The sequence below is a fragment of the uncultured Tateyamaria sp. genome, assembly GCF_947497045.1.
Lineage (GTDB): Bacteria > Pseudomonadota > Alphaproteobacteria > Rhodobacterales > Rhodobacteraceae > Tateyamaria.
In genome coordinates this window covers 272,110-288,104 of record NZ_CANMEU010000002.1, presented here as the reverse complement: position 1 = coordinate 288,104, position 15,995 = coordinate 272,110, and the positions used below count along the sequence as shown (strand labels likewise).

11 protein-coding genes are annotated in these 15,995 nt (G+C 60.8%); 9 read left to right on the top strand and 2 right to left on the bottom strand.

Features of this window, described 5'->3' with window-relative positions; genetic code table 11:
* Positions 1-25: 25 nt before the first annotated feature.
* The 4 genes from ctaA (at position 26) to Q0859_RS04860 (ending at position 4,344) form a co-directional block, all read left to right on the top strand.
* A complete protein-coding gene (ctaA, locus tag Q0859_RS04875; RefSeq protein WP_299148151.1) occupies positions 26-1,171 on the top strand; it encodes a heme A synthase in 1,146 nt (381 codons plus the stop codon).
* A 1-nt stretch (position 1,172) separates the two neighbouring features.
* Positions 1,173-2,648 (top strand): carboxypeptidase M32, encoded by a 1,476-nt coding sequence (locus tag Q0859_RS04870; RefSeq protein WP_299148149.1) that lies wholly within the window; start codon positions 1,173-1,175, stop codon positions 2,646-2,648.
* 178 nt (positions 2,649-2,826) lie between these two features.
* On the top strand, positions 2,827-3,036 hold the full coding sequence (locus Q0859_RS04865) for a hypothetical protein (protein ID WP_299148147.1): 210 nt from the start codon (positions 2,827-2,829) through the stop codon (positions 3,034-3,036).
* 36 nt (positions 3,037-3,072) lie between these two features.
* On the top strand, positions 3,073-4,344 hold the full coding sequence (locus tag Q0859_RS04860; protein WP_299148145.1) for a hypothetical protein: 1,272 nt from the start codon (positions 3,073-3,075) through the stop codon (positions 4,342-4,344).
* Here the strand turns inward: Q0859_RS04860 and gyrA are convergent, their stop codons facing one another.
* Complete coding sequence (gyrA, locus tag Q0859_RS04855) at positions 4,345-7,089, bottom strand: DNA gyrase subunit A (RefSeq protein ID WP_299148143.1); 2,745 nt, start codon at positions 7,087-7,089, stop codon at positions 4,345-4,347. It lies immediately after the preceding gene.
* Positions 7,090-7,252: 163 nt separating this feature from the next.
* The gene (locus tag Q0859_RS04850; RefSeq protein WP_299148141.1) at positions 7,253-8,194 is read right to left on the bottom strand and encodes a radical SAM protein; all 942 of its coding nucleotides are present in this window, start codon (positions 8,192-8,194) and stop codon (positions 7,253-7,255) included.
* A 208-nt stretch (positions 8,195-8,402) separates the two neighbouring features.
* Here Q0859_RS04850 and zwf point away from each other — a divergent pair, with 208 nt between their 5' ends.
* The 5 genes from zwf (at position 8,403) to Q0859_RS04825 (ending at position 15,623) form a co-directional block, all read left to right on the top strand.
* On the top strand, positions 8,403-9,854 hold the full coding sequence (gene zwf / locus Q0859_RS04845; protein WP_299148916.1) for a glucose-6-phosphate dehydrogenase: 1,452 nt from the start codon (positions 8,403-8,405) through the stop codon (positions 9,852-9,854).
* A complete protein-coding gene (pgl, locus tag Q0859_RS04840) occupies positions 9,851-10,519 on the top strand; it encodes a 6-phosphogluconolactonase (RefSeq protein ID WP_299148139.1) in 669 nt (222 codons plus the stop codon). Before zwf ends, pgl begins: the two co-directional genes overlap by 4 nt.
* A 3-nt stretch (positions 10,520-10,522) precedes the next feature.
* A complete protein-coding gene (gene pgi, locus Q0859_RS04835; protein ID WP_299148137.1) occupies positions 10,523-12,109 on the top strand; it encodes a glucose-6-phosphate isomerase in 1,587 nt (528 codons plus the stop codon).
* 256 nt (positions 12,110-12,365) lie between these two features.
* Entirely contained in the window at positions 12,366-13,850 is a 1,485-nt protein-coding gene (locus Q0859_RS04830; RefSeq protein ID WP_299148135.1) for a peroxidase family protein, read from the top strand.
* Positions 13,851-14,003: 153 nt separating this feature from the next.
* Positions 14,004-15,623: a long-chain-fatty-acid--CoA ligase gene (locus tag Q0859_RS04825; RefSeq protein WP_299148133.1), complete on the top strand. Its 1,620-nt coding sequence runs from the start codon at positions 14,004-14,006 to the stop codon at positions 15,621-15,623.
* Positions 15,624-15,995: the final 372 nt, after the last annotated feature.

Genomic DNA, 15,995 nt, shown 5'->3' with positions numbered 1-15,995 from the left:
CGGCGACACAGACGACGAGGCACGCATGGCAAAGAACCGCAGCATTTTCGAAGAGGTGGACAGCGCCCAAAAACCGGTGGCCCAGGCCGGGGTGATCGACGCCGGCCGGGGTGGCGCGCGCGGCGCGATCCGGGTGTGGCTGTGGATGCTGTTCACGCTGGTGGTGGCGATGATCGCGGTGGGCGGGCTGACCCGGCTGACCGACAGCGGGTTGTCGATCACCGAATGGCGTCCCTTTACCGGGGCGATCCCGCCGCTCAATGGTGCCGACTGGGCCAGCGAGTTCGCAAAATATCAGGCCATTGACGAGTTCCGCCTGCAAAACGCGTGGATGGAACTTTCGGATTTCAAGGTCATCTATTGGTGGGAATGGGGTCACCGCCAACTGGGCCGGGTGGTCGGCGTGGTCTGGGCCATCGGGTTCTTCTGGTTCCTGCTGCGCCGCCAGATCCCAATGGGCTGGACATGGCCACTGCTCGGGATCGGGCTGCTTGGTGGGCTACAAGGCGCGATTGGCTGGTGGATGGTGTCCAGCGGCGTGACCTCCGGGCAAAGCGTTGTGGATGTGGCAAGCTACCGCCTTGCAACGCATCTGGGCCTCGCCTTTGTCATTCTGGGGTTCATCGCCTGGTACATCTATCACATGGGCCGGAGCGAGCGGGAGTTGATGCAGGCCCGTCGAAGCCGCGAGACCAAGCTGTTCGGGATGTCGACCGGCCTCATGCACTTTGCCTTCCTGCAAATCCTGATCGGGGCGCTGGTGGCAGGCATCGATGCGGGCCGCACCTATACCGACTGGCCGCTGATGGGCGGGCAAGTGTTCCCGGCGACCGCCTTCGTGTTCGAGCCGTGGTGGCGCAACCTGTTCGAAAGCCCGGGCCTCGTGCAATTCGTGCACCGGGTGTCTGGCTATCTGCTGCTTGCCTTCGCCGTGGTTGTCTGGCTGCGCGGGCGCAGGTCGGCCCATGCGCGCACGCGGTTTGCCTTCAACGCGGTGATGGCGGCGATGGCGGTGCAGATTGCAGTGGGCATTGTGACCGTCCTTTATGGCGCACCATGGCAGATCGCGATTGTGCACCAGTTCCTCGCCGTGATCCTGTGGGCGCTGATCCTGCGCGCACGGTTTCTGGCCGCCTATCCCATATCCACATCCATCCGGGGGAGTGTCTGAGATGACCGCCTATGACGATTTGATGGCCTTCAGCCATGATACCCAAGCCTTGTCCCAAGTTGCGGGTCGCCTGGGCTGGGATCAGGAAACGATCATGCCGCGCGGGGCCGCGCCCCAACGCGCCGAAGAGATGGCGGCGATGGAGGGTGTGCTGCAAGCCCGCCGCACCGATCCGCGTGTGGGCGAGTGGTTGGCGGCGATTGACGTCAGCGCCCTTGACCCGGTGGGGGCGGCCAATGTGCGCGAGATCAAACGCAGCTTTGAGCGCGCCATGAAGGTGCCTGCCGATCTGGCCGCGACGCTGGCGCGGGTCACCTCGACCGCCCAAGGGAAATGGGCCGAGGCGCGGGCCGCTGATGATGTGGCCGCTTTCCTGCCTGTGCTGGCAGAGGTCGTGGACCTCAAGCGCCAAGAAGGGTCTGCGCTGGCGGCGGGGGGCGACATCTACGATGCCATGCTCGCCGATTACGAACCGGGCACCACGGCGGCGGATCTGGATGCGATGTTCGGGGCGCTGCGCCCCGCCTTGACCGCCTTGCGGGCTGCGATTCTGGATCAACCCGCACCCCAGACTGTGTCCGGCACATTTGACGAAGCGGCGCAGTTGAAACTGAGCGCGCTGCTGGCCCAGACCTTCGGCTATGACACCCATCACGGGCGGATCGACAAGGCGGTGCATCCGTTCTCGTCCGGCTCGGGCCTTGATGTGCGCATCACCACGCGCACCAATCCGACCGATCCCTTCAATTGTTTTTATTCGACGATCCACGAGGTCGGGCATGCCTGCTATGAACAGAACATCGATGCGGCCTATCTGCTGACCCCGCTTGGGGCCGGCGTGTCGATGGGCGTGCACGAAAGCCAAAGCCGCATCTACGAGAACCAGATCGGGCGCAGCCGGGCGTTTACCGGCTGGCTTTATGGGCAGATGCGTGATGCGTTCGGCGATTTCGGGATCGACGGTGAGGACGCGTTCTATGCCACGGTCAACCGGGTCAGCGACGGCTATATCCGCACCGAAGCGGATGAGGTGCAGTATAATCTGCATGTGCTGCTGCGCTTTGATCTGGAACGCGCGCTGATGACGGGCGACTTGCAGGTCGGTGATCTCGAGGCGGCCTGGAATGACCGGTTCAAGGCGGATTTCGGATACGCGGTCGACAAACCCTCGAACGGGGTGTTGCAGGATGTGCACTGGTCCGTGGGGCTGTTCGGATATTTCCCGACATACTCGCTTGGCAATGTCTATGCGGGTTGCCTGAACGAGGCGATGCGGGCGGCGCTGCCCAATCTCGACGCGCAGTTGGGGCAGGGGAACACCTCGGCGGCGACAGGCTGGTTGCGCGATAGTCTTCAGACCCATGGCGGACTTTATGCGCCGCGTGAGGTGATCGAGCGGGCCAGCGGAATGGCACCGGGGCCTGCGCCGCTGCTGGCCTATCTTGAGGCGAAGTTTGGCGACATCTACGGGCTCTGACCGTCACAATTTCGGCGCGGTTTCACCCTGCCAAGCATATATCCACCGCGTACCCCTGATCCAATCTGAGGTTGTGAAAGGGGCGGGATATGCTGCGCGCGCTGATCATAGGGCTGGTATTGGCGGTGACGCCTGCGGTGGCCGAAGATTTTGACCATGACACCTTGATCGGGCCAGTGTGGATGCGTTTCTGAACGAGGCGCACGAGGCCGTCGGTCAAGGCACGCTCAGCGCCGATGGCATCCGCGATCTGTTTATCACCCTGTCACGGACGCACCCACAGACCGCACGTTTTGTGCGCAATTGGGCCGAGCGTGCTCCTGACAACGCGAATGCCCAGATCGCGCGCGCCTGGAGCATCTGGCACGAGGCCTATCAGATCGAATAGCTCGACAACCAAGGTGAGGCGGACCGGCTGATTACGATGCGCAATGCCGCCGTGGATCACGCCCTGCGCGCACGGGCGGTCAAACCGACACTGATCCCGGTATCGGATGCGGTCCTGCGCATGTTCCCCCATGATCCCCGCATCGGAGATCCGGCGCAGGAACTGCATACCGTGATGATGCGCGATCCGAATTGGGGATCGTTGCTGCGCGCCATGCCATTGCTCGGGCGGCGCGGAGACGAGGTCCTCTCGGCGCTGTGCAAGATATACGGGCCTTTGGTCAAACACGATATCACCGCCAAATGCGAAATCTATACACAGGCTTATTATGGTACAGGGTATGGGGTCGATTACGCGGTCAGGCCCGGTTACGACCCGGATGACCTGACACTGGTCATCGCGCGGGCCCATGCCTTGGTGAACGCCTATCCAGCGGCGCGGCTGACGACCGCACAAGTGGACTGGCTCGAAGAGACGCTGCTGACATTTGACGGCGACGTGTACCAGTTCATGCAGATGTTCGACATCGCCGGACGGTTTTCGCAAAAGATCAGCCACGTGCACAGCCGCCACGCAATCACGCGGCGGTTCAAGAAGGCGCATCTGGCCGAGGCCGAGGTGTTTCTGGAGAAGGATCCCTACAATGCCAAGCTGATGCATATCGTCCAAGGCGTCGCCTTTCAGCCCGATTTCGAGGTTGTGCATGACTCGAATGTCGGCGTGCGCGTCGTGGACAAGAAACCGGAAGTGCGCGACCTTGCAGAAGAGCGGGCGCGGGAACTCGGCAGGCAACTGCAACTGTTGGAATTTATGGGCCGCCGTCTGATCCTGACCCCATTGGCGGGTTCGGCTTGTGCGGACTATGCCATCCAGATGAGTTATGCGGATGACAATCGCTACATCTTCGAGGTCGAGGCCGCTTTTGAGAACGCGATCGCTTACGCCGACAGGCCCAGCATCATGTTGGATATGTATCTGGGACACAAAGAGGGGCAGGCCGAATTCTACGCCTTCCGCGATCACGAAGACCTGCAAGAGACGTGGGATCAGATCGGCGAGATCAATTATGCGAGCCACGTGTTGTGCCCGACCTTGCGCGCCTACCTGCTGCGCCAGGCCATCTGCCCGAAAGACGACCGGGTGCAACACTTGTGCCCGGCGGGTCCGTCCTATGATGAGGAGAGAGTGGCCGCGATGCTGGACGAAGCACGCGCGACGCCTCAGTGCAAAAGGATCGTGAGCGCGGACCCGGTGGATTTGATGTACTTTCCGGTGCCCGTGCGCCAGGCGATTATCGGTTGGGAGTAATCAGCCCTCGGCCGCGTCCTCTTCGTCGCCCTGATCCGCGATCCAGGCGACGCTCACGACCTCTTCGTTCTTCCCGGTGTCGAATACCTTGACCCCACCCGCGCTGCGCGAGCGGAAGCTGATGCCCTCGATGGGCACCCGGATTGACTGCCCCTTGGAGGTGGCAAGCATGATCTGGTCATCCATCTCGACCGGGAAGGAGGCGACGATCTGACCGCCGCGCATTGCCTTGTCCATTGCCGTGACGCCAAGCCCGCCGCGTCCGCGCACAGGGTAGTCGTGGCTCGATGACAGCTTGCCTGCGCCCTTGGCCGTGATCGTCAGGATCAGGTTTTCGGACGCCGACATCTCGGCATAGCGGGTCTGGTCGATGGTAGCGTTGGCGTCGGTTTCCTCTTCATCCGATACATCAACATCGTCGGCCAAGCCTGCGACAGCCCTGCGCATTTTCAGATACGCGGCCCGTTCGTCGCTGGTGGCGTCAAAGTGGCGGATGATCGACATGGACACGACCTTGTCGGCCCCGTTCAGCTTGATCCCGCGCACCCCAACCGAGCTGCGCGAGTTGAACACACGTACATCCGTTGCCGGGAAGCGGATCGCGCGGCCCGAATTTGTGACCAGCATCACGTCATCATCGTGGCTGGCGATACGGGCATTGATCAGGGTGGTGTTGGCGTGCTCGTCCTCGAACTTCATCGCGATCTTGCCATTGCGCATGACGTTGGTGAAGTCCGACAGCTTGTTGCGCCGCACCGTGCCTGCCGAGGTCGCAAAGACCACCTGCAAGTCATCCCATTCCTTTTCGTCGCGGTCCACCGGCATGATGGCGGCGATGCTGACCCCTTGGGGGATCGGCAGAATGTTGATGATCGCCTTGCCTTTGGAGGTGCGACCGCCTTGCGGCAAGCGCCACGTCTTGAGCTTGTAGACCATCCCGTCGGTGGTGAAGAACAGCAGTTGGGTGTGGGTATTGGCCACGAAGAGGGTGGTGATCACGTCCTCTTCCTTGGTCTGCATGCCGGACACACCTTTGCCGCCGCGTTTTTGGCTGCGGAAATCAGCCAACGGAGTCCGCTTGATGTAGCCGCCCGAGGTGACGGTCACGACCATGTCCTCGCGCTCGATCAGGTCCTCGTCTTCCATGTCGCCAGACCAGTCGACGATCTCGGTGCGGCGGGGGACGGCGAAAAGCTCACGCGTCTCGGTCAGCTCGGCGGCGATAATGCCCATAATGCGTTCACGCGAGCCCAGAATTTCGAGGTATTCCTTGATCTTACCTGCCAGCTCTTCAAGTTCGTCAGTGACTTCCTTGACCCCGATCTGGGTCAGGCGTTGCAGGCGCAGTTCGAGGATCGCGCGGGCCTGGGTCTCGGACAGGTTATAGGTGCCGTCCTCGTTCGCGGTGTGGGTCGGATCGTCGATCAGCGCGATATAGGGCAGGATCGATTCCGCGGGCCAGCGGCGTTCCATCAGACGGCTGCGCGCCTCGGCGGCGTCGGCGGATTGACGGATGGTGGCCACCACCTCGTCGATATTGGTGACCGCAACCGCCAGACCGCAGAGGATATGGCTGCGCTCACGGGCTTTGCGCAACTCGAACGCGGTGCGGCGTGCAACAACTTCCTCGCGGAAGTCTATGAAACTGGTGAGAAAACGGCGCAGTGTCAGTTGTTCGGGGCGCCCACCATTCAGGGCCAGCATGTTGCAGCCGAAATAGACCTGCATCGGCGTGAAACGGAAAAGTTGGTTCAGCACCACTTCGGCGGTCGCATCACGCTTGAGTTCGACCACCACGCGCACGCCGTTGCGGTCGGATTCGTCCTGCACATGGGCGATGCCGTCAATCTTTTTGTCGCGGGCCGCTTCGGCGATCCGCTCGATCATGGTGGCCTTGTTCACCTGATAGGGAATCTCATCAATAACAATGGCGTAGCGGTCTTTCCTAATCTCCTCGACCCGTGTTTTTGAGCGCACAATGACCGAGCCGCGCCCCTCAAGATAGGCTTTGCGCGCGCCTGTGCGGCCCAACATGATGCCACCTGTGGGAAAGTCGGGGCCGGGCACGTAATCAATCAGTTGCTCACTGCTCAGGTCCGGGTCTTCGATCAGGGCAAGGCAGGCATCGACCACTTCGCCTAAGTTATGGGGCGGGATGTTGGTGGCCATGCCGACCGCGATGCCGCCTGCGCCATTGACCAGCATGTTCGGAAAACGGGCGGGCAGGACGGTGGGTTCGCGATCTTTGCCGTCGTAATTGTCCTGAAAATCGACGGTGTCCTTGTCGATATCGGCCAGCACGAAGGCGGCAGGCTTATCCATGCGCACCTCGGTATAGCGCATGGCGGCAGGGTTATCGCCGTCCATGGAACCAAAGTTGCCCTGACCGTCGAGCAGCGGCAGCGACATCGAGAAATCCTGCGCCATGCGCACCAGCGCGTCATAGATCGCAGAGTCGCCATGGGGGTGGTATTTCCCCATCACGTCACCCACGGGGCGGGCCGACTTGCGGTAGGATTTGTCGTGTGTGTTCCCCGTCTCGTGCATGGCATAAAGAATGCGCCGATGCACCGGTTTCAGACCGTCGCGCAGGTCCGGAATGGCACGGCTGACGATGACGGACATCGCATAGTCCAGATAGGACGTGCGCATCTCATGCTCGATGGAAACCGTGGGCCCCGTATATTCGGGGCGTTCGGGCAGTATTTCATCATCATTTTCAGGGGGTTGTGGCGTGTCGTTCACGTGGGGCAGCCCGTTTATATGTGGGGTCTATATCTTGCGGTTCACCCTAGCAGATACAGCATATGAGGTGCAATGCCTGTTGGTGGATCCAGGTCGCCGCGATCCGAAGGCGCGCCCTGCGGCGCACGACATTCCAAAGGCCGTTTGCTGAAACGGGCCGCGATCAGGCCGAGCAGGACGCCCCGCCCAGCACACAGAATTTGGCGCAGTGAGGGTGGTTCAGCGCCACGTCACGCTCTGCCTCTTGCAGGGTTGTACCCAGTTCGAATTGCGGATCATAGGGCAGCAGCGTGCAGGCCAGAACCGCAGGTGCGACCGCCCCTTTGCGTTTGACCACCATGCGTGAGGACGAGCACATGACCGCCTCGGGGTGTTTGTTCAGGATCGACCAGCATTGCGTTGTAATTTCAGGCACTTCGACCTGTGCGTCCATCTCGGGAAACAGAACGGTTGCGCCCGGATTGAACGCGTCGATGTTCCAGCCATGTGCGGCATAGAGGGCGGCATATCCATCACGCGCCTCGCCCTCGCTTTCGGCCATTTCAATGCGCCCCGCCACGGCCAGCCGCGCCCCGATGGAGGACAGCCAGTTGATGCCCGCAAGCGTCTTTTCAAACGTGCCGACACCGCGTTCGGCGTCGTGAATGTGGGCGGCATGGTGATCGACGCTGATGCGGAAGGTCAGCTTGTCACCATATGTCGCGACCAGTTCGGTCAACCCCTCCTTGATCTTTGGGCGCATCATCGGGGCCATGGCATTGGTCAAAACCAGCACGTCATAGCCGCGCACAAGGCTACGCCCGAGCATGTCGAGGAATGCGGGGTTCATAAAGGGCTCGCCGCCGGTAAACGCGATTTCGCGCACGTTCCACTGGCGCGCCTCAAGCTGGTCAAGGTAGTCCGACACCTCGTCAGCCGTGATGTACACCAGCGCATCGTTCGTGGGCGAGCTTTCGATATAGCAGTTTGTGCAGGCGATGTTGCACAGGGTGCCGGTGTTGAACCACAGCGTCTCGGGGTTTGAGAGAGCCACACGCGCGCGGGCCTCGCCCTTGGCGGTGACATCAGGGTCCTGAAACTTGCCCAGATTTGCGAGGTCTTTCATCGAGGGAATTCCGTTTGTTGTCGGCGTGCAAAGGCCTTGTGCCGTGACTAGACCTAAAGCCGCAAGTCTTTGATAGAAAGAGCATCTATTCCGGTTTGACGCCTTTGTGATAAACAGTGCCAGAAGCCACCGTCGCGGGCGCTTTCCTGCGTTGAGTATCCGTTTGAAACTGTTTATGTTTGCGCAAACATATCGAGGAGCACTTGCCATGGTGTCGCGCGTCATTCCGGTCGAACCTTTTGACCTGGTTATCTTTGGGGGCACGGGCGACCTGGCACGTCGCAAGATCTTGCCGGGCCTGTTCCGCCGCTATTGCGCCGGTCAGATGCCTGAAAATTCGCGTGTGATCGGCGCGGCACGCGGTGACATGGACAACGCGGGATATCGCAGTTTTGTTGCCGAGGCGGTGCGTGAATTTGGCGGGCAGCGCAGCTGCGAAGACGGCACGCTTGAGGGGTTTCTTGAGCGCATGGCGTTCGTGTCCATTGATGCGCGCGGTGAAAAAGGCTGGCGCGAGATGGCCGAGCTGATGCGTCCGGACGTGGTGCGTGCGTTTTATTTCTCGGTCGCGCCTGGCTTGTTTGGGGATCTGGCCGAGCGGCTGAACCAGCATGGCCTGACCGATGACAGCAGCCGCATCGTTGTCGAAAAACCCTTTGGCCGTGATCTGGAGAGTGCGCGTGCGCTGAACCGCGATCTGGCCGCCTATTTTGACGAAGGTCAGATTTACCGGATTGACCATTATCTTGGCAAAGAGACGGTACAAAACCTCATGGCCGTCCGCTTTGGCAACATGCTGTTCGAACCGCTGTGGAATTCGCAGTATGTGGACCACATCCAGATCACGGTGGCGGAAACGGTCGGTGTGGGCGGGCGTGGTGAGTATTATGACAAGTCTGGCGCGATGCGCGACATGGTACAGAACCATCTGATGCAATTGTTGTGTCTGATTGCGATGGAACCCCCCTCCAAATTCGACCCTGATGCGGTACGTGATGAGAAACTCAAGGTCATCCGTGCCCTTGACCCGGTTGAGCCGCACCATATCGTGCGTGGACAGTATGACGCGACCGAGGACGAGATGAGTTATCGTGAGGGCGTTGGCGATCCGCGCTCGCGCACCGAAAGCTATATCGCGATGAAGCTGGGGATTTCGAACTGGCGGTGGGCGGGTACCCCGTTTTATCTGCGCACCGGCAAACGACTCAAGGCGCGCAGCAGCGAAATCACCATCGTGTTCAAGGAACTCAACCACTCGATCTTTGGGGATGGGGGCGATCATCGCAACGAACTCTCGATTCGTCTGCAACCCAATGAGGGGATCGAGTTGGGCGTGACCATCAAGGAGCCGGGGCCGGGGGGCATGCGCCTGATCAATGTGCCCCTTGATATGTCCTTTGCCCAGGCTCTTGGGGCGGATGCCGCAGATCCGCCGGATGCTTATGAACGCCTCATCATGGATGTGATCCGGGGCAACCAGACCCTGTTCATGCGCGGCGACGAGGTCGAGGCCGCCTGGGCCTGGACCGATCCGATCATCAACGGTTGGGACGCGCGCGGTGATGTGCCCAAAATCTACGAAAGCGGCAGTGAAGGACCGGTGGATGCGGTCCAATTGCTGGCCCGCGATACCCGTGTCTGGCGTAAGGTGTCCCCATGAAACTGATCGAATATCCCGACCGCGAAATTCTGGCCATGGGTCTGGCCGATACTCTGGCGAGTGAGTTGAAGAATTCTTTGCTGGTGCATCCCTGGGCCTCGTTTGTGGTGCCGGGGGGGACAACGCCGGGGCCGATCTTTGACAGCCTGTGTGCGGCGCATCTGGATTGGGACCGGGTGCATGTCATGCTGAGCGATGAGCGATGGGTGCCCGATGATCACGACCGCTCAAACGCCAGACTGATCAAAGAGCGTTTGTTGATCGAACGGGCAGCGCAAGCGCAGTTCATCCCCTTTCATAAGCCCGGTGAAACCCCCGAGACGGCAGCGGCGGCGCTGTCGGATCAGCTGCACGTCAAGATGCCGATTTCCATCCTGTTGCTGGGCATGGGCGCTGATATGCACACCGCCTCCCTGTTTCCCGGCGCGGAAGGGCTGGATGCGATGCTGGCGGATGATGCGCCCTTGGTGGTGCCTGTGTCGGTCGAAGGCCAGGAGCCGCGCATCTCGTTTTCCGGCCCGGCCCTTGCGGGGGCGCTGGCCAAGCATCTTGTGATCTTTGGTTCCGAAAAGCGGGCCGCTTTGGAGGCCGCGCAATCCCTTGATCCCCGTGAGGCCCCGATCCGGGCTGTGCTGAGCGGCCTGACTGTGCATTGGGCGGATTGAACCATGTGGAGTGAATTACAGGCCAAACAGGCCGATGTGGCGGATCGCGCGATCCTTGATTTGTTTGATGGGGCCCGCGCCGATGCGTTTTCGGTGCGCACCCAGCACATGCGGTTTGATTATTCCAAGACCAACATCGATGCCGACACCCGCGCGCTGCTGCTTGAGTTGGCGGACAGGTGTCAGGTTGCCGCCCGCCGTGATGCGATGTTTTCAGGGGCCAGGATCAACGAGACCGAAGGGCGCGCCGTCCTGCACACCGCCCTGCGCAATCTGGATGGCGATGCGATCGAAGTAGACGGTGTCGACGTTATGCCGGAGGTGCTCGCCACCCTTGATCGCATGAGCGTCTATGCGGACACCGTGCGCGGCTCTGGTATCACGGATGTGGTCAATATCGGCATTGGCGGGTCCGATCTGGGCCCTGCCATGGCGGTGCAGGCCTTGTCACCCTATCGCGACGGGCCACGCTGTCATTTCGTGTCGAACGTGGACGGGGCGCATATTGCGGATACGTTGCGCGGGCTTGATGCCAAGACCACGCTGGTGATTGTCGCCTCCAAAACCTTCACCACAATCGAGACGATGACCAATGCCCGCACTGCACGCGCATGGATGAAGGATCACGGCGGCGATCCGGGTGCGCAGTTTGCCGCACTGTCGACGAATATGGAAAAGACGGCCGATTTCGGCATTCCGGCAGACCGTGTCTTTGGGTTCGAGGACTGGGTGGGGGGGCGCTATTCGCTTTGGGGCCCGATCGGTCTGAGCATCATGCTGGCCATTGGCCCTGAGGCATTCCGGGCCTTTCTGCGCGGGGCGCAGGACATGGATCGCCATTTCTGTGCTGCCGAGGGTGCCGAGAACATGCCCCTGATGCTGGCGCTGGTGGGTATCTGGCATCGGCAGGTCTGTGGCCATGCGACCCGTGCAGTGCTGCCCTACGATCAGCGCCTTGGCCAATTGCCCGCCTACATGCAACAGCTTGAGATGGAGTCCAACGGCAAATCCGTTGGCATGGATGGCGCGCCCTTGCCGGTGGACAGCGGCCCCGTGGTGTGGGGTGCGCCGGGTACAAACGGGCAGCACGCGTTTTATCAGCTGATCCATCAGGGCACCTCGGTGATCCCGTGTGAGTTCATGGTGGCGGCCAACGGGCATGAGGACGATCTGCGCCATCACCACGACCTGCTGGTCGCCAATTGTCTGGCCCAGTCCGAGGCGTTGCTACGTGGCCGCACGCTGGACGAGGCGCGCGCCAGAATTTCCGGATCGTTTGAGGGGGCCGAGTTGGAGCGCCAGGCAGCGCACCGGGTGTTTGCAGGCAATCGGCCTTCGACCACGCTGATCTATCCCATGCTGGACCCGTTTACGCTTGGCCAGATCATCGCGCTGTATGAACACCGGGTGTTTGTGGAAGGCGTCATTCTTGGTCTGAATTCCTATGACCAGTGGGGGGTCGAGCTGGGCAAGGAACTGGCCACAGCCTTGCAGCCCGTGGTCGAGGGCGCGGCGTCCGCGGACGGCAAGGATGGATCCACGCAAAGCCTCGTCGCCTATCTGCACGCCCATCGCCAGGACGCACCCTAAGAATTGAGCGCCTGACGGCGCATATGATGTTTTGCGCCCGCCTTTGGCGGTCGCGCTGCCTCCGGCGGCGGTATTTTTGGTCAAAAGAAACAGGTTTTTTCGACCTACATAGGCCCATACGTGTGCGGTTGTCCGCTTGCGTATGGACCTTATGGGGGATTTCCTGACCTGCGGTGCTGTCCCCACAGCGCGTATCCTGATGTCAGGCGAGACTTATTTTCGCTGATCACTTTCAACATATCAGGAGGCCAATATTATGGCTGGTACACATCACGGGCTGTCACGGCTCGACCAACTTATGAAATCATGCATCAACGGTGAGGGACCCGCACGCCCCTTTGCCCAGACCCTTGGGCGGCTCATGCCGGCCAACCCGGTGCGCATCAAGAATATCACCCATGCGGATGTCATTCAGGCGCTTGATGATCTGTCCCAGACCATGGCCGCGACCGACAATACGGATGGGCCTGCGGATGCGGGCATGACCTTTTTCGGTCAGTTCGTCGATCACGATATCACACTGGATGCCACGTCGGCTTTGGGCACCCGGATTGATCCGTCGACCATCCCCAATGTGCGCACCCCGAGTCTGGATCTGGATTGCGTTTATGGCGCAGGCCCGGAGGCGTCGCCGCATCTTTATGGTGCGGGTGAGGCCGAGCAATTTCTGGTCTTTGGCCGTGATGACAACCATCGCGATCTGGCACGCACCTGTGCGGGCAAGGCCCTGATCGGGGATCCGCGCAATGACGAAAACATTCTGGTGGCCCAGGTCCAGTCGATCTTTATCCAGTTGCACAACATTCTGATGAGCAAGCGGGTGGAGGGCGGCGATGCGGCCCATGACATCAGCACATGTGCCCATGAGGGGCTGCCAAAACATGTCTGGCATGACCACGTCTCGCCCAAGCTGGCGAATTTTCAGGAGGTGCGCCGTTTTATCCGTCTGCATTATCAGTGGATTGTGTGGTGTGAATTGCTGCCATCCTTCGTCACGCAGGACTGTCTGGACTGGGCTCTTGAGAACCACGCCTTTGGCTGGGATGCGCCTGTGATGCCGGTAGAGTTCACCGGAGCAGGTTATCGTTTTGGTCATGCTACGACGCAGTTTGAATATGCGCTGCGTGATGGGGAGGCGGCGCGTGCGCTGTTTGCCTTGCCCGGCTTTGGTCCGCGCCCGGAGGATGGCAATATCGACTACCCGATGTTCTTTGGCATGAATGGTGGTGTGAGCGCGCAAAAGGCACGGCCTGTGGGCCCGAAACTTGGCGCTCCCTTGCTGAGCCTGCCCTTTGTGCATGACACCATTGAATTGGCGGATATTGACGAAGAGTTGACGCTGGCCCAATCGCGCAATCTTGCCCTGCGCAATATGGTCCGGGATCGCTATACCTATCAGCTTGCCAGTGGTCAGCAGGTTGCGGCCCGTTTGGGCACGGACCCTGTCCAAGTGCCCGATGTGCTGAAACACAAGGGCATCACCAAGACCCCGCTGTGGTTCTACTGCCTGCAAGAGGCCGAACAGCACGGCAACGGCAAGTTGACCGGGGCGGGGGGCCGCCTGGTTGCCTCTGTCTTTGCCAACCTGTTGCGCCGTGATCCCACGACCTTCCTGCATATCCCGCATTTCAAGCCCTGGCACGGGTTTGCGGGCCAACCCAGTGTGCTTGCGGGTCTGATCGCCTATGTGGAGGCCAATCGCGGGCATATTGCCCATGCCGACGCCTTGCGCTGCGGGTAGGTGCAAAGATAACGGCATGGGGGCGGGCATTGCGTTCGCCCCCTTTTTGCTGCGCATCAATCCCTTGCCAGTTGCACCGCCCCTTGGCAGGGTTGGTGTAACTGGGGACGTGCGGAGACACGCGCGCCTTGCCACACCAACGGGAGGCCCGCCATGCTTGGCCAAATGATGAACTTTCCCCTGACGATTTCGTCGCTGATCGACCATGCGGCGCGGTTTCATGGGGACACCAGTATCGTGTCGGTCAATACCGGTGGCGGCGTCGAGGACACCACGTGGGGGCAGGTGGGGGCGAATGCGCGTCGATTGGGGGACGCGCTGTTGGGCCTTGGCCTTGAGCCGCAGGCGCGCTGTGCCACGATCGCGTGGAACAACCGACGCCACCTCGAGATCTACTTTGGCGTCTCGGGCGCGGGCCTTGTGTGCCACACGATTAACCCGCGTCTGTTTCCCGAGCAACTGGTCTATATCATCAACCACGCAGAGGACCGCGTGTTGTTCATCGACCGCACCTTTATCCCGCTGGTCAAGGCGATCCGCGACAAGCTGCCGGGGGTTGAGCATATTGTGCTGATGGAGGGTCGGGATGAGGCGGCGGCTGCCGAGATCGAGGGCCTCAAGTTCTATGACGAGTTGATTGCCGACGGCGCGCCCGATTTCACATGGCCCGAGTTCGATGAAAACACGGCCTCATCGCTGTGTTACACGTCCGGCACCACGGGCAATCCCAAAGGGGTGCTCTATTCGCACCGCTCAACCGTGCTGCATTCCTTTGCCTCCAACCTCAATGACTGCATCGGCTTTTCGGCGATGGATGTGGTGCTGCCCGTGGTGCCGATGTTCCATGTGAACGCATGGGGCACGCCCTACGCCTGCGCCATGGTGGGTGCGCGGATGGTGCTTCCGGGGCCGGGGCTGGACGGGCCGTCGCTGGTGGGATTGATCGACACCTACCGCGTGGGTATCGCCCTGGGGGTGCCCACGATCTGGCTGGGACTGTTGGGCGAGGCCCAGAAATCCGGCTCAAAGCTGGAAAGCCTGACGCGGACGGTTGTGGGTGGGTCCGCCTGTCCGCCGTCGATGATTACTGCCTTCCGCGAGGAATACGGGGTCGAGACGATCCACGCCTGGGGCATGACCGAAATGTCACCGCTTGGCTCGTCCAACCAACCGCTGGCCAAGCATATGGACCTGCCGCTGGTCGAACAGCACGCGCTGCGTGAAAACCAGGGGCGTCCGCCCTGGGGTGTCGACCTCAAGATCGTGGACGCCGATGGGGTCGAATTGCCCCGTGACGGGGTGGCCCAAGGCAATCTGATGGTCCGAGGTCACTGGATCCTCGACAGCTATTTCTTGAGCACCCGAGACGAGACGCTGACGGACGATTGGTTCCACACGGGCGATGTCGCCACGTTGGATGCGGACGGATATCTGTCGATCAAGGATCGGTCCAAGGATATTATCAAGTCAGGGGGCGAATGGATTTCCTCCGTCGATCTGGAAAATATCGCCATTGCACACCCCGCGCTCGCGGATGCTGCGGTGATCGGTGCGCGTCACGAGAAATGGGATGAGCGGCCCGTGCTGGTGGCCGTGGCCGCTGAAGGGCAGGACCCGTCCGAGGCGGAGGTACTGTCGATTTTCGAGGGCAGGATCGCCAAGTGGCAGGTGCCGGACCGTGTCGTGTTCACGGATGTGCTGCCGCGTAACGCGACGGGCAAGGTGCTGAAGCGGAACCTGCGTGAATCCTTTGGGGACGTGTTGATCGGGTAGGGGGCTTGGGGGCGGTCGCTGAAAACCGCCATTGGCGGACAGCAAGCCCATCGTTGTCAGATATCGCTTTGAGAAGGTCGATTCGCGCTGTGCCGCGCGCACGGCGGACATGTCGGTTCGGTGCGGTCTTGGGGTTAGCGCCAAAGGGCGGTGACATCCTGCGTGTGATTGGTGGCGCACAGCGCGCGGACACAGATTTCAACTCGGAGTTAGACGGCCGAAATTGCAGGTAAAAACCGTCTTCAAGAAAAATTGTTAACCAATTCACTTCTTTTGACGCAAATGAATTTACAAAAAATACATTCAAGACCAGTATATTGGCGGCATTTTTGCAATTTGGTATAGCCTATCTCGCGGGCGCAGCATTTTCCT

Bases quoted from the DNA above. Each gene is read 5' to 3' on its own strand.
- pgi (WP_299148137.1), top strand. From the start codon at position 10,523: ATGTGGAGTGAATTACAGGCCAAACAGGCCGATGTGGCGGATCGCGCG.
- pgl (WP_299148139.1), top strand. From the start codon at position 9,851: ATGAAACTGATCGAATATCCCGACCGCGAAATTCTGGCCATGGGTCTG.
- ctaA (WP_299148151.1), top strand. From the start codon at position 26: ATGGCAAAGAACCGCAGCATTTTCGAAGAGGTGGACAGCGCCCAAAAA.
- zwf (WP_299148916.1), top strand. From the start codon at position 8,403: ATGGTGTCGCGCGTCATTCCGGTCGAACCTTTTGACCTGGTTATCTTT.
- Q0859_RS04870 (WP_299148149.1), top strand. From the start codon at position 1,173: ATGACCGCCTATGACGATTTGATGGCCTTCAGCCATGATACCCAAGCC.
- Q0859_RS04850 (WP_299148141.1), bottom strand. From the start codon at position 8,194: ATGAAAGACCTCGCAAATCTGGGCAAGTTTCAGGACCCTGATGTCACC.
- Q0859_RS04825 (WP_299148133.1), top strand. From the start codon at position 14,004: ATGCTTGGCCAAATGATGAACTTTCCCCTGACGATTTCGTCGCTGATC.
- Q0859_RS04860 (WP_299148145.1), top strand. From the start codon at position 3,073: ATGCGCAATGCCGCCGTGGATCACGCCCTGCGCGCACGGGCGGTCAAA.
- Q0859_RS04830 (WP_299148135.1), top strand. From the start codon at position 12,366: ATGGCTGGTACACATCACGGGCTGTCACGGCTCGACCAACTTATGAAA.